Source organism: Exiguobacterium sp. ERU653 (assembly GCF_018617775.1).
Classification (GTDB): Bacteria; Bacillota; Bacilli; order Exiguobacteriales; family Exiguobacteriaceae; genus Exiguobacterium; species Exiguobacterium marinum.
Genome location: NZ_JACSKV010000001.1, coordinates 1,617,971 through 1,631,562, shown reverse-complemented (window position 1 = coordinate 1,631,562; position 13,592 = coordinate 1,617,971). Strand labels below are relative to the sequence as shown.

Genomic DNA, 13,592 nt, shown 5'->3' with positions numbered 1-13,592 from the left:
TTCATTCGATATTCGAGAGGAATGACTTAGATGAACCAACAACAATTAGTCGAACGCGCACGCCAATTGAAGGACAATGCGTATTCACCATATTCGAAGTTCCGCGTCGGCGCGGCACTTCTCATGAAGGACGGTACGGTCATCGACGGCGTCAACGTCGAGAACGTCTCGTTCGGAGCAACAAACTGTGCGGAGCGCACAGCCATCTTCACAGCAGTCGCTCAAGGATATAAAAAAGGTGACTTCGAAGCGGTTGCCGTGTCTGGGGACACGGAAGACTTCTTGCCACCATGCAGCATCTGCCGCCAAGTCATGGTCGAGTTTGGTGGTCCTGACTTCAAAGTACTCCTCACAAACGGAAAAGCCGATGTGAAAGAAGTGACGCTTGGGGAGCTTGTCCCGCTCGCGTTCACCGATTTGGATATGTGATGTTGGGCCCCTCAGATATCTGAGGGGTTTTCTTATCCAAAAAAGCGAAAAAACAATCGTGGAATGGCCTGTATGACGTAAAGAAGAAATTCTGAGAAATCGAGGGCTGCAATCCCATACGACGATCCCTCTTCCTTGCGGGAAGTGACCACTTTTCCACGAACTGGTCGCAATCGACCTTTCCATCGAATCGGTTCATAAAATAGCTTGTTAGAAACCATTTACCTGACGAGTAGTCCTAAAAATGCTGAGCGTCTATTCGAATCCGTAAAGTAGCTGGAATAGCATAAGTCTGTAAGTTAAATGTTGAAGAATATAAGTTTGCATTTCAAAACACCCAGTGAATCGTTAGATTCACTGGGTGTTTGTGGTTTCATGTCTTCTCCCTGCTCGAATGATAAAGCGATATTCTTCACTCTTGAAATAGGTTTCGGTGAACTCAAATCGACTACCGTCCATGAGAAATGAATAAAGTTCGACTTTTAGTATTGGCGTTCGATCGCTCACCTCAAGCATTTCAGCAATTTCTTTCGCCGGTAAGACCGGGATAAATTCTTGAACACTGTCGGCAATCTTCAAGTTCTTGACGTTTTCAATGTAATCGTACTTCGACCGTGTCATTACCTCGTACGTTAAATCCGGGAACAATTGGAGCGGAAGATACGTATCTTCGACAATGAGCGGCTCTCCGTTCGCAAAGCGTAGACGGCGAATGTAGTAGACAAGAGCATCTTCATCGAGTTCGAGTATTTCCCTTATTTTTTCAGTCGGAGGTTGGACGGTGAAAGTGAGTACTTTACTCGTGACTTCCTTTCCTTCCCGTTTCATATCTTCAGTGAAGCTTTTTAATTCGTACATATTATGTTCAATCTTTTCGGATTGCACATACGTGCCGCTCCCTTGTCGCTTCCAAAGTAGACCTTCTTCTTGAAGTAGTTTGACGGCTTGTCGAACGGTGACTCGACTTGCTTTGAATTCCTCGACGAGTTGTGCTTCTGTCGGAATCGCTTCACCGGGCGCCCAATCGCCTGCCTCGATAAACGTGCGCATCTCCTGAGCAATCCGCTGGTATAGCGGAGATTTGGCTTTCATGTGGATAACCTCCTGATCTCATACATTCATTACTCATAGTATACAAAAATAAAACGTTTTCAAAAAGGTGTTGACGACTTAAATAATATGTATTAAATTTGTATTGTAATCAATTAGATATGTATTGAAAGGGGAACGCACACATGAAAACACCACAGCGTCTCGTCGTCGTCGGTGGAGGTAGTACGTACACAATCGGCATGATCATGAGTTTGATTGAGGAAAAAGCACACTTCCCACTTCGTTCCATCACGTTTTACGATACAGATGAATTACGTCAAGAACGTGTCGCGAAAGCGAGTGAAGTCATCTTGCGTGAGCATTATCCAGAACTCGAGTCGTTCGAATACACGACGGACAAAGAATATGCCTTCAAAGATAAGGATTTCTTCTTCGTTCAGATTCGGACAGGTGGCTTGGAGATGCGCGAAAAAGATGAACAGATTCCGCTTCGTCATGGCGTGGTGGGACAAGAAACGTGTGGACCGGGCGGAATGTCATACGGGATGCGCTCAATCGGAGATATGATTGAACTCATCTCTGACATTCGCGCCGGCTCACCGGATGGCTGGATCTTAAACTATACGAACCCTGCTGCGATTGTCGCCGAGGCGCTCAAACGTGCGTACCCGAACGATCAAAAAATATTAAATATTTGTGATATGCCGGCAGCAATTATGGTGAGCTATGCGAAAATTCTAGGTAAAGAGATTTGGGATCTCGTCCCGGAATATTTCGGACTGAATCACTTTGGCTGGTTTACAGGCATCTTTGATAAAGAAGGAAATGAATTAACGGAAGATATCAAACGTGCCATTTTAGAAGACGGCTTCATTCCAGAAGATTCAGAGATTGCGAATGATCCGTCATGGATCAAGACGTTCAAGCAAGTCGAGAAGATGCTTACAGACTTCCCAGAGTACTTGCCGAACACGTATCTTCAATATTACTTGTATCCATCTGATATGGCAGAAAAAGAGGACGTCACGAACACACGGGCACGACAAGTGATCAACGGCCGTCAAGAACGTGTCTTCTCGATGTGTGACCAAATCATTGCGGACGACTCGCTCGAGAACGTCCACCTAGAAGTCGATATTCACGGTTGTTACATGATTCGAGTTGCGGCATCGTTAGCTTACAATAACGGTGATATTTTCATCGTCATGGTGAAAAATGACGGGATCATTTCGAACTTACCAGACGATGCGATGGTTGAAGTACCGGCGATGCTCACAAATCGTGGTCCAAAACCATTCGCAGTCGGGAAAATCCCACGTTTCTATAAAGGCATGATTGAAGGGCAACTAGCGTATGAGCAACTCGTCGTCGACGCATACTTCGAAAACAGTTATGAGAAGGCACTTCAGGCGCTGACACTCAATCGTACAGTCGTCGATGCACCGGTGGCTCGTCGAATCTTAGATGATTTGATTGAAGAAAACAGAACGTACTGGCCGGAATTAAAATCGGGTGAGACAGTAGCGATGCGGTAACTAGAGAGGGGAGAAAATCCCCTTTCTCATTGTCTAGATTGATAACGCTTACAAGATGAGGAGTGAATCGAATGAGTCAATGGTTTGGAGTTTTTCAAAAGTTCGGGAAAGCGCTCATGGTACCGGTCGCTTTGTTGCCGGCTGCCGGAATTTTGCTAGGACTAGGTGCAGCACTCACAGGCCCTTTAGCAGATAGTTGGACTTTTTTACAGAACGGAACGGTAGAAGCAATCAGTGCTGGGATGTTACAAATCGGTCTAAGCATCTTTGCGAACTTACCAATCATTTTTGCCATCGGGGTCGCAGTTGGTTTGTCAGGGGGATCAGGGATTGCCGCACTCGCAGCACTCGTCGGATATGTCATTATGAATACGACAATCTCGATCTCACTCGGCATCACGGCAGAAATGGCTGCTGAGAGTGGGGAATACGGGATGTTACTTGGTATTCCTTCGCTTGAAACCGGTGTGCTCGGAGGGATTGCGGTCGGGTTGCTCGCAGTTTGGGTATATAAAAAGTTCCATACGTTCAATCCGCCAGAAGTGTTAGGTTTTTTTGCAGGTGATCGTTCTGTCGGGATTGTGATGGTCTTCTTCTCCATATTACTTGGATTTGTCATGATGCTGATTTGGCCACCGATCCAATCGGCATTGACTTCAATGGCAAACGTCATCGCAAGTGATGCGACTAATCCTGCATACGTAGGGTTATATGGAATGTTGGAGCGGTTATTGATTCCGACAGGATTACATCATATTTGGTATGCCCCGTTCCTGTGGACGTCTCTCGGTGGAACGGCGACGGTCGGTGATGCGGTAGTGAACGGTGATCAGTATATTTTCCTCGCCCAGATTGCTGAGGGTGTTGAAGTGACGGCAGGTCGCTTCATGTCTGGTAAGTTCCCGATCATTATGTTTGGTTTACTCGGGGCGGCGCTCGCGATGTATCGTCAGGCTGATCCGGACAAACGTCCCGTTGTAAGAGGGTTGTTGATTGCCGCAGCCGGTACAGCCTTTTTAACAGGGATCACAGAACCGATTGAATTCACTTTCTTATTCGTGGCACCAATCCTGTATGTTATCCATAGCGTGTTGACGGGGATTTCCTTCGCGCTCATGTATGCGCTCGATACACATATCGGTTGGGCTGGAGGATCGGGGTTGATTGACTATATTTTAGTGAACGTCTTACCAGGAACACCGCGTTGGTGGATGAATATCGTCGTCGGCATTGGGTTCTTCATCGTTTACTATAGTATCTTTACATTCGCCATCAAGAAGTGGAACTTGGCGACACCTGGTCGAGGTGGACAAGAAGCGAAACTGTATACACGGAAAGATTACAATGATAAAAAGTCAGGTCAGTCAGCGATTCAAACGACAGCACTCGCGATTGAGGAGGCACTTGGGGGCCGAGAGAACATTCTCGATATCGACGCTTGCTTCACACGACTACGTGTTGAAGTGAGAGATGTCTCTCAAATCGATGAAGACGAATTAAAAGCACTTGGGGCGGCGGGAGTCGTCAAAGTGAAAAACAACATTCAAGCGATTTTTGGAGGTCGTTCTGACCTATATAAAAATGAATTGTTACGGATCCACAAAGAAATGGATGAAGCAAATTGACAAATGGCTCAACCTCAAAGGTTGGGCCATTTCAGTCTTTATACGTATAATGCGGCAAGGCGTTTTGTATGCTCCTTCATCATCTCTCGTAACGCACTCGGCGCTTTCACCTCAACTTCCGCTCCAGCCTTCAATAGCTGTCTCGATAAAAACGGAAGTTCTTCCTCGGGTATGTCCCACTCATTTTTCTCCTCGATATCGGGTAATACATCTTCAAGTAAACGACGACCGAGTGGCGTCAGTTCGAGTGCAACGGTCACACCGCCCCGTTCATCACTTGCCTGTAGTAATGTCACCAAGTCTTCGGATTCAAACGTTTCTTCCAGCAATTGTACCGCTTCGATGCGATCAACCCGATATTGACGGAGTCCTCGTTCGGAGAGCCCGAAGACGTACCATTTCAAATCGAGGAGTGCCATGCCGATCGGTGCGATGGTGAACGTGCGTTGACCTTTCGTCGTTCGATACGTCACTTCAATCTGGTTTCTTTGTTCGATCGCCTGATAGATGTCTTTTGTGAACGGAGCCTTAGGGATCTGTTTGTTCCCGAGCCACAGGATGTTTCGTTCCAAGCGATGAATCTTTGTCTCCAAGTCTTGTGGTAATTCGTTCGCGTACCAGTCGGACAGCGTATTTCTTATATCACCGAATGGCACGTCGGGGATTTGTTCCATCCATTTGAGCGTAAGGTAAAGGGCGACGGCTTCTTGTTCACGGAGGTGAAGGGGCGGCAACAAGCGATTCGGTAGCATCTCATAGCCACCACGAATCCCGGGCACGCTCCAAATCGGATAACCGAGCTCTTCAAGTGACAGCATATCCCGTTGAATCGTCCGGATGGAGGCGCCTGTCTCTTGAGACAGTTCTTCGGTGGTAACACGTCGTCCACGATTGAGCAGCCGAATCAGTTGTAAATGTCTTTTTTTCATCGTGACCATTCCCGTCATATTTTGTCGTGTTTATTCGTTAAGCTGACTATATCAAGAATCAAGGAGGAAGACATGATGCCAAATGTAGTGTTATATATTGCGATGAGTTTAGACGGAAAGATTGCTCGGTCGAACGACCAGCTTGATTGGTTGTTCGCGGTAGATGGGGACGGGGACAACGGCTATGCCGAATTTTTCAAAACGATTGGTGCCGTCATCATGGGACGGAAGACGTATGAGGAAGTACTGCAACTCTCAGAAAAATATCCGTATTCAAATATCCCGAACTATATTTTGACACGTCAGCTTGACCGTGAAGCCGAGCATGTCATATTCACGGACGAGCCAATCGAAGAACTCATCAATCGGTTGAAGCAAGAAGTCGATCAAGATATTTGGCTTATCGGTGGGGGTGAAGTCATCAAAGCGGCGATGGAACATGATTTGATTGACCGGTATGAGATTGCGATTGCGCCGATCGTGTTAGGAGAGGGGATACCGCTCTTCCCAGAAGGTACGGAAGAGACGAAACTTCAACTGACGAATCAGCGTGCATCCGGTCAATTTGTGATGGTGACATATCAAAACTAAATTTGAGTCGAGTCCAATCAAGGCTCGATTTTTTGGTGATATGTAGAATGATAATAATCGACTTACTTTGAATAAACAGGGAATTCATATCTCCGTCTCAATTGGTATTGCCAATGGGAAGAGGAAGTATCTTCATGAGATGTGTTTTTTACGAGAATTTGGAGACACAAGGTGAATCACAGTCGTCTTTTCATTTATTCGAACAAAGACCTCCTTGAGTCAAAATAAGTGACCTATGTAACCGACCTAATCACACATCCGAGACACCGAGCTGATAAATCTGTTCATCCATCTCTGTCGTGAGATAAGTGAAGTTCAATTTTCTCAATAGCGCGATGGACGCCATGTTCTCCTCTAAGACACCGGCTTTGAACGCTTCCGCTCCTCGGTCGGCCAAGTAACGAATCAACTCCGACATCACCTCGAACGCATAGCCTTTTCGAGCGTTAGTGGGCGAAATCGTGTAACCGATCCAATATGTTGTACCTTCCTGCTGGATATACACATCCCCAATCAGTTCACCGGTCACTTGGTCGATGATGGCGAGTTGCGCGCCTTGAAGAAGTGATTGTTCGCCGAGTAGGGCGTTTTCGTATTCTACGTAGCTAAGTCCTTTGAATGACTGATGCTTCATCCAGTCCAAGTCGTTCCGATACGTCATGAACGATTCGATGTCTTGTCGTTCAAACGGACGGATGAGACAGCGGGTTGTCGTGAGTTGCATAGTTTGTTCCTCCTGTAACGTTTCATCCTTTCCTCTCAGTGTACCGTTGATGATGCAGATGGGATAGAGTGTTGATGCATACAAAAACCCGTCAATCGAGTGACTGACAGGTCTTCATTCGAACTTATACATGCTTCCGCTGAAAGGCTGAAATGGCTTCATATTCTTCCGATAGATGACGCGACAGACGAATGTAGATTGGCAAGAGTTCGCGATATACGTTCGTCGCTTCCATGTTCGGTGCATGCTCATGGGTCACTTGCGGAACCTCTTGAAACTCCTGAATGTCCCCAAAGGCATACTCCCCGAGCATGACGGCCCCGAGGCATGAACTTTCGTGACTTTCCGGCACGACGACCGGCGTATCGAAGATGTCTGCCATCATCTGGCGCCATAGGCTCGACTGGGCGAATCCACCCGTCGCATGGATCCGGTTCGGTGCGCCCGTCAACTCGTCGAGTGCGAGCATGACCGTATAGAGATTAAAGATGACACCTTCTAACACAGCACGGATGAAGTGTTCGCGTTTATGGTGAATGCTGAGTCCGAAGAAGGAACCACGGGCGTTCGAATCCCAAAGTGGTGCCCGTTCACCCATCAAATACGGATGGAACAAGAGACCGTCCGCACCCGGTTTGACCGTTTCTGCGATTCGGGTCAACACGTCGTACGCATCAATCCCGAGTCGTTTCGCCGTCTCGACCTCACTTGCCGCGAACTCGTCACGGAGCCAACGGAGGATGATGCCACCGTTATTGACGGGTCCACCGATTACCCAATGCTTGTCCGTCAGTGCATAACAGAAGATGCGACCTTTCGGGTCTTCGACAGGCTCCGAGACGACCGTTCGAATGGCGCCACTCGTCCCGATCGTCACGGCGACAACACCTTGTTCGAAGGCACCGACACCGAGATTTGAGAGTACGCCGTCGCTTGCCCCGATGACGAGCGGGAAGTCAAAACCGAGTGTCTCGGTCACTTCAGGCGTCACGTGTAAAATTTCTGTCGTCGGAACGAGTTCTGACAGACGATCTGGCGTCACACCGGCGACTTCGAGTGCTTCCGCATCCCAATCCCGTTGTTTCAAATTGAATAGTCCCGTCGCTGAAGCGATGGAGTGGTCGACGACGAAGCGTCCCGTCAACCGATAGAAGACATACTCTTTGATGGAGACGAACTTGTCCGTCTGTTCAAACACATCCGGATGTTCCGCCTTCAGCCAACGTAACTTCGACAGCGGAGCCATCGGATGAACGGGTGTGCCGGTACGCATATGGAGAGCGCTCGCGTCAAAGTCGCGTTTGATTTCTTGCGTATACGGGTTCGCACGACTGTCGGCCCATGTGATGCTGTTTGTGAGCGGACGTCCTAATGCGTCGAGTGCGATCAAGCTGTGCATCGCCGAACTGAATGATGCGAAGCGAATCGGACCATCCGCTTTGGCGCGAACCGCCGAGACGGCTTCGAGCACGGCCCCATAGATGATGACCGGGTCTTGCTCGGCCGTCTCCGTATCGGGCGTGAGAAGCGGATACAACACGTTATGTACCGCCAGTTGTTGATGACCGTTGAACAGGACGGCTTTCGTACTTGTCGTCCCGATATCGACCCCAATCGTAAACACACAATCACTTCCTAACTTAGATGATAAATAGGCTAATCAAGAACACAACGGCAAAGCCGGTGAGTCCGATAATCGTTTCCATAATCGTCCATGACTTGAGCGTATCTTTCACGTCGAGACCGAAGTAACGGTTGACGAGCCAGAAACCTGAATCGTTGACGTGCGAGAGGACAGTCGCTCCTGAGGCGATAGCGATGACAATCAAACCGAGTGCCGCCCCTGTAATGTTTTGAATTTCAAGTAGCGGTGTGATGAGTCCTGCCGCTGTAACCATCGAGACCGTTGCCGACCCTTGGGCGACACGGACGACCGTTGCGATCAAGAAGGCGAGGACGATCGCCGGCAGTGGTGAACCGGCCATCATTTCACCGAGCACGTCACCGACACCTGAGTCGATGAGCACTTGTTTGAACACACCACCGGCCCCTGTGACGAGGATGATGATCCCGGCTGGCTCGAGTGCTTTCGTTGCGATCTCTTGGACCTCGTCACGTGAATAGCCACGGCGTGTCCCGAGGAAGACGAACGTGAGGAGCGTCGCAATCGTCAAGGCGACGAATGGATGTCCGAGGAACGTCAAGAAATCACGGACGGCGTTGCCTTCGTCCAAGAGAACCGCTGAGAGCGTGTTCGCTAAAATCAACACGAGCGGAATCAAGATGAGCGATAAGATCATTTTGAAACTTGGCAATTCTTTCGATGTATCGATTTCTTCAAACTCCATGTAGTCCGGAATCGTCACATGAATCTTCTTAGCAATATACTTCCCAAAAACAGGACCTGCTAAAATCATGGATGGAATCCCGGCGAGGACACCGAACAAGATGACCCATCCGAGGTCAGCACCAATCAAGTTGGCGACGGCGATTGGACCAGGTGTCGGTGGGATGAAGCTATGCGTGACTGCGAGACCTGCGAGGAGCGGAATCCCGTAGTAGAGAAGCGAACGTCCCGTCTTTTTGGCGAGACCGTATACGATTGGGACGAGAATGATGAATCCGACATCAAAGAAGACCGGGACGGCGACGATGAAGCCTGTAATCCCGAGTGCCCATTGCGCTTTATCTTCTCCGAACTTACTGACGAGCGTCTGGGCGAGGCGTTCCGCTCCACCTGACACCTCGAGCATCTTCCCGAACATCGCACCGAGACCGACGACGACGGCGACGAAGCCGAGCGTTCCGCCCATCCCGCTCTGGATGGAAGCGATGACGTCCCCGAGTGGCATGCCGGCCGCGACCCCGACGATGAGACTGACAAGTAACAACGAAACGAATGCGTGAAGCTTTGTGCGAATGACTAAAAATAAAAGCAAGAAGATCCCGGCTAAAGCGATCAAAATAAGTGTTGAGCCAGACATTGAGTATTCCCCCTAGAATCAAATATGTAACCGTTTACAGTTTCTGACAAAGGAAAAGGCCAACTCCCCGTGACCTTTTCAAACATTCCTTACTTCTTGACGACCGCGTGGCCACCGAACTCATTGCGAAGCGCGGCGACGACTTTTCCAGAGAACGTGTCATCTTCGAGTGAACGGTAGCGCATCATGAGCGAAAGGGCGATAACCGGTGCCGCTGCCTGAAGTTCGAGTGCTGTCTCGACCGTCCATTTTCCTTCACCGGACGAATGCATGACCCCACGAATCTCATCAAGCTTCGCATCTTTCTTGAAAGCATTCTCTGTGAGCTCCATGAGCCAAGAACGGACGACCGAGCCGTGGTTCCAGACACGTGCGACTTGTTCGTAGTCGTAATCGAACGGGCTCTTCTCTAGGATGTCAAATCCTTCCGCGATCGCCTGCATCATCCCGTACTCGATTCCGTTGTGGATCATCTTCAAAAAGTGACCGCTTCCGGCTGGACCTGTATACAGGTAACCGTTCTCGACAGACAAGTCTTTGAAGATCGGCTCAATCGTTGGCCATGCGCTCGCGTCACCACCGACCATCGTACAGGCACCGTTCCGTGCCCCGTCCGTCCCGCCGCTCGTCCCGCAGTCGAAGAACTTGATTTCCTTCTCGGCGAACTGCTCGGCGCGTTCGACCGACAGTTTGTAGTTCGAGTTGCCGCCATCGATGACGATGTCACCTGGTTCGAGTCGCTCATATAGTTCGGCGAGCACTGCTTCTGTGACGTCTCCGGCAGGAACCATCGCCCAGATGATGCGTGGCGTCGACAGCTTGCTCACGACGTCCTCGAGTGTCGGCACAATCGTGAACGCATCCGATGTGACGTCTCCAACGTCCGTCCCAACGACCGTGTGACCGTGGTCACTCAAGTTGAGGGCCAAATTATATCCCATCTTTCCTAATCCAATCAAACCAATTTCCATAATGTCACCCCTAAAAAAGAATTTTTTTCCGTCTCTGCATTCATCGTATCAAAATAAATTCGATTTACAAGTAGGTTTACGGAATTTTTTTCTTTTTATAACAAAAAACCGACCCCCGTTATGGAGGTCGAACGAATCAACTTGATGATGCTTTTTTGAATTGTTGGAAGAAGACTTCGATTTCTTCCGCAGGTAAAGGACGATTGTAGAAATACCCTTGCGCCTGGTTGCATGATTCGGCTTTTAAGAAAGCGACTTGATTCTCCGTTTCGACACCTTCTGCGATGACGTTCAAATCAAGCTCGTGCGCCATGCGGATGATCGTTTTGACGAGGGCGGCGTCTTTCTCATCGCTCTCGATATTCTTCGTGAAGTGTTGGTCGATTTTCAGCGTATCTATTGGGAACAGCTTCAAGTAGCTGAGGGACGAATACCCGGTCCCGAAGTCGTCGATTGAGAGATGGACGCCGAGAGCGACGAGCTCATGCATCGTATCGATGGCCCGGTCTGCACTTTGGATAACGCTTTCTGTCAACTCCAGTTCTAAATACTCTGCCTCGAGACCCGAAGCGTCGAGCGCACGGCTGACGACTTCCGGCAAGTCTTTCTGGGCAAACTGGATGGCCGAGATGTTGACGGCGACCCGGAATGGGGGAATGCCGCCATCTTGCCACGCCTTGTTTTGGCGACACGCCTCGTTCAAGACGAACTCACCGAGACGATGGATACTTCCCGTCTCTTCGGCGATTGGAATGAACTCGCCCGGGGAAATCATCCCAAGTTTCGGGTGCTGCCAACGAACGAGTGCTTCCATGCCAATAACAGTCTCCGATTCTAACTGGATTTGAGGTTGATAGTGAACAGTGAATTCGCCACGCCCGAGCCCTTTACGGAGTGCCATCGATAAGTTCGAACGACGGGACACCGACTCATTCAATTCATTGGTGAAGAACTGATAGCCATTTTTCCCGTCTGCTTTTGCCCGATACATGGCGATGTCGGCGTTTTTGATCAATTCATCGGCCGTGTCCCCATCTGACGGATGGAGGCTGATGCCAATCGAGGCACCGGTGAACACTTCCTCGTGCTCAAGCTCGAACGGAGGATGGAGGACGTTAATCAACTCCTGGGCGCGATGGGCCGCCAAGTTACTTTTCGTATGCGGCGACAAGATGATGAACTCATCTCCACCGAGACGGGCGAGCGTGTCCGATGTTTGGATCGTCGATTGGAGGCGGGTCGTGACTTGTTTCAAGAAATGGTCGCCGATCGAATGACCGAAGCGGTCGTTGATGACTTTGAAATTGTCCAAGTCGATATAGAACAAGGCGAATTGTTCAGATTGGCCTTGACCGAGTAATGCATTGAGCCGATCACTGAATAGGCGGCGGTTCGGGAGACCGGTGAGCGGGTCCAAATAGACGAGGTCGTTGATTTGTGCCTCGATTCGTTTCCGTTCACTGATGTCACGGATGATGCTACTGAAAAAGATGCCCTTTCCCGTCTGCCATGTCCCGAGAGACATCTCAATCGGTACTTCGGCACCATCTTTTCGTAATCCGATGAGTTCCACTGTTTGACCGATCACACGTTTTTCACCTGTCGCTTCATAGCGACGCATCCCACGTTCATGAGCCTCGCGGAAACGTTCTGGAATGATGGCGACAATCGATTGTCCGACCATCTCGTCTGTCGTATAACCGAACAAGTCGGTCGCCCCTTGGTTCCACTGAAGGATGGTGCGATTGTGATCGGCGACGATGATGGCATCCGAGGCAGATTCGATGATGGATTCGAATTTTAATTCTAGTTCTTCCGACTGTGCCTCGAGTTGTGATGCCGTCCGGAGCGAGATGTACATCAAGATGAATAGTGTCATGACGCTCGCCGCGATGACATAGGCGAGTAGGGTGCTGTCGACGGCATAGTCGCTGACCGGTTTGGCCGCACCTTCCATCGGGGTGAAACGGGCTGCGCCCATCCCGACATAATGCATGCTAGAAACGGCAACCCCAATCAAGACCGAACTGGCTAGACGGCGCCAATGGAATCGCGAGACGTTTGGGATATAAAAGAGAATATATAGTCCGACGAGCGACGCAATGAAGGCGGCGATGGCAGATGCAATCCACATGATGGGGTCGTATGTGAGGATGGCGTTCATTTGCATCGCTTCCATCCCGATGTAATGCATGGAGACGATGCCGACGCTAATCAAGAAGGCACCGAAGACGAGCTGGATGGGTCGTGTCTCCGGATGGCTGATTATCCAAAAGGCAAGTCCGGAAGCGACGACGGCCGGCACGATGGATAATAGGACGATGCCGAGATGGTACGTCACATCATCGTGCAAGTGAAACGCCAGCATACCGATGAAGTGCATGGCCCAAATGCCGAGACCGAGGCTGAAGGCACCAGCGACGACCCACCTGAGTCGCGAGGCGTGCTTCGCATATTTCAAACGACTGCTAATATCGAGAGCGACACCGGCAGCGAAGATGGCGACAGCGATGGAAAGAATGACGAGTGGGAAGTTATATGAGCTACTCAGGTGATGTTCGATCAGAAACAGTCCTTTCAATTTCAAATTGTACAAAGAATGAACGACTAATAAGTGCTTTATTAGAGTAGCATATTCAAGAAACCTACTTCCTGCTTCCTTTTATAAGGAGGGTCAATCTTTCAGCCGAATCATACATTGCGGAATTTTTTTCGAAACGGTATCGTTAAGTGAAGAAGAGAAAGGGTGAT

The 13,592-nt window shown here is 49.4% G+C and carries 11 protein-coding genes; 4 read left to right on the top strand and 7 right to left on the bottom strand.

Annotation, left to right across the window (positions count from 1 at the left end; translation table 11 throughout):
* Positions 1-30: 30 nt before the first annotated feature.
* Positions 31-429 (top strand): cytidine deaminase, encoded by a 399-nt coding sequence (locus KNO95_RS08235; RefSeq protein ID WP_214878656.1) that lies wholly within the window; start codon positions 31-33, stop codon positions 427-429.
* Between the two features lie 354 nt (positions 430-783).
* Here the strand turns inward: KNO95_RS08235 and KNO95_RS08230 are convergent, their stop codons facing one another.
* Positions 784-1,521 carry a GntR family transcriptional regulator gene (locus KNO95_RS08230; RefSeq protein WP_214878654.1) on the bottom strand — a complete coding sequence of 246 codons (738 nt, stop codon included), beginning with the start codon at positions 1,519-1,521 and terminating at the stop codon, positions 784-786.
* A gap of 143 nt (positions 1,522-1,664) precedes the next feature.
* Here KNO95_RS08230 and KNO95_RS08225 point away from each other — a divergent pair, with 143 nt between their 5' ends.
* Positions 1,665-3,017 carry a 6-phospho-alpha-glucosidase gene (locus KNO95_RS08225; RefSeq protein ID WP_214878652.1) on the top strand — a complete coding sequence of 451 codons (1,353 nt, stop codon included), beginning with the start codon at positions 1,665-1,667 and terminating at the stop codon, positions 3,015-3,017.
* A gap of 71 nt (positions 3,018-3,088) precedes the next feature.
* Complete coding sequence (locus tag KNO95_RS08220) at positions 3,089-4,642, top strand: PTS transporter subunit EIIC (RefSeq protein ID WP_214703217.1); 1,554 nt, start codon at positions 3,089-3,091, stop codon at positions 4,640-4,642.
* A gap of 38 nt (positions 4,643-4,680) precedes the next feature.
* Here KNO95_RS08220 and KNO95_RS08215 read toward each other — a convergent pair whose 3' ends face one another.
* Entirely contained in the window at positions 4,681-5,571 is an 891-nt protein-coding gene (locus KNO95_RS08215; RefSeq protein ID WP_214878650.1) for a helix-turn-helix transcriptional regulator, read from the bottom strand.
* Positions 5,572-5,646: 75 nt separating this feature from the next.
* On the opposite strand from KNO95_RS08215, the gene KNO95_RS08210 reads away from it, so the two are divergent.
* Entirely contained in the window at positions 5,647-6,162 is a 516-nt protein-coding gene (locus KNO95_RS08210) for a dihydrofolate reductase family protein (RefSeq protein WP_214878648.1), read from the top strand.
* Positions 6,163-6,412: 250 nt separating this feature from the next.
* Here KNO95_RS08210 and KNO95_RS08205 read toward each other — a convergent pair whose 3' ends face one another.
* The 5 genes from KNO95_RS08205 to KNO95_RS08185 form a co-directional block, all read right to left on the bottom strand.
* Positions 6,413-6,886, bottom strand: coding sequence for a GNAT family N-acetyltransferase (locus tag KNO95_RS08205; protein WP_214878646.1), 474 nt, complete (start codon positions 6,884-6,886; stop codon positions 6,413-6,415).
* Between the two features lie 124 nt (positions 6,887-7,010).
* Positions 7,011-8,510 carry a gluconokinase gene (gntK, locus tag KNO95_RS08200; protein ID WP_214878644.1) on the bottom strand — a complete coding sequence of 500 codons (1,500 nt, stop codon included), beginning with the start codon at positions 8,508-8,510 and terminating at the stop codon, positions 7,011-7,013.
* 16 nt (positions 8,511-8,526) lie between these two features.
* Positions 8,527-9,870, bottom strand: a complete 1,344-nt coding sequence (locus tag KNO95_RS08195) for a GntT/GntP/DsdX family permease (RefSeq protein WP_026825170.1) — start codon at positions 9,868-9,870, stop codon at positions 8,527-8,529.
* An 89-nt stretch (positions 9,871-9,959) separates the two neighbouring features.
* Positions 9,960-10,841: a phosphogluconate dehydrogenase (NAD(+)-dependent, decarboxylating) gene (gnd, locus tag KNO95_RS08190; protein WP_214703222.1), complete on the bottom strand. Its 882-nt coding sequence runs from the start codon at positions 10,839-10,841 to the stop codon at positions 9,960-9,962.
* 136 nt (positions 10,842-10,977) lie between these two features.
* Positions 10,978-13,437 (bottom strand): EAL domain-containing protein, encoded by a 2,460-nt coding sequence (locus KNO95_RS08185; RefSeq protein ID WP_214878642.1) that lies wholly within the window; start codon positions 13,435-13,437, stop codon positions 10,978-10,980.
* Between the last annotated feature and the right edge of the window lie 155 nt (positions 13,438-13,592).

What these genes read in the sequence shown, in the direction of transcription:
- KNO95_RS08235 (WP_214878656.1), top strand. Translation starts at nt 31, where the DNA reads ATGAACCAACAACAATTAGTCGAACGCGCACGCCAATTGAAGGACAAT.
- KNO95_RS08230 (WP_214878654.1), bottom strand. Translation starts at nt 1,521, where the DNA reads ATGAAAGCCAAATCTCCGCTATACCAGCGGATTGCTCAGGAGATGCGC.
- KNO95_RS08225 (WP_214878652.1), top strand. Translation starts at nt 1,665, where the DNA reads ATGAAAACACCACAGCGTCTCGTCGTCGTCGGTGGAGGTAGTACGTAC.
- KNO95_RS08220 (WP_214703217.1), top strand. Translation starts at nt 3,089, where the DNA reads ATGAGTCAATGGTTTGGAGTTTTTCAAAAGTTCGGGAAAGCGCTCATG.
- KNO95_RS08215 (WP_214878650.1), bottom strand. Translation starts at nt 5,571, where the DNA reads ATGAAAAAAAGACATTTACAACTGATTCGGCTGCTCAATCGTGGACGA.
- KNO95_RS08210 (WP_214878648.1), top strand. Translation starts at nt 5,647, where the DNA reads ATGCCAAATGTAGTGTTATATATTGCGATGAGTTTAGACGGAAAGATT.
- KNO95_RS08205 (WP_214878646.1), bottom strand. Translation starts at nt 6,886, where the DNA reads ATGCAACTCACGACAACCCGCTGTCTCATCCGTCCGTTTGAACGACAA.
- KNO95_RS08195 (WP_026825170.1), bottom strand. Translation starts at nt 9,870, where the DNA reads ATGTCTGGCTCAACACTTATTTTGATCGCTTTAGCCGGGATCTTCTTG.
- gnd (WP_214703222.1), bottom strand. Translation starts at nt 10,841, where the DNA reads ATGGAAATTGGTTTGATTGGATTAGGAAAGATGGGATATAATTTGGCC.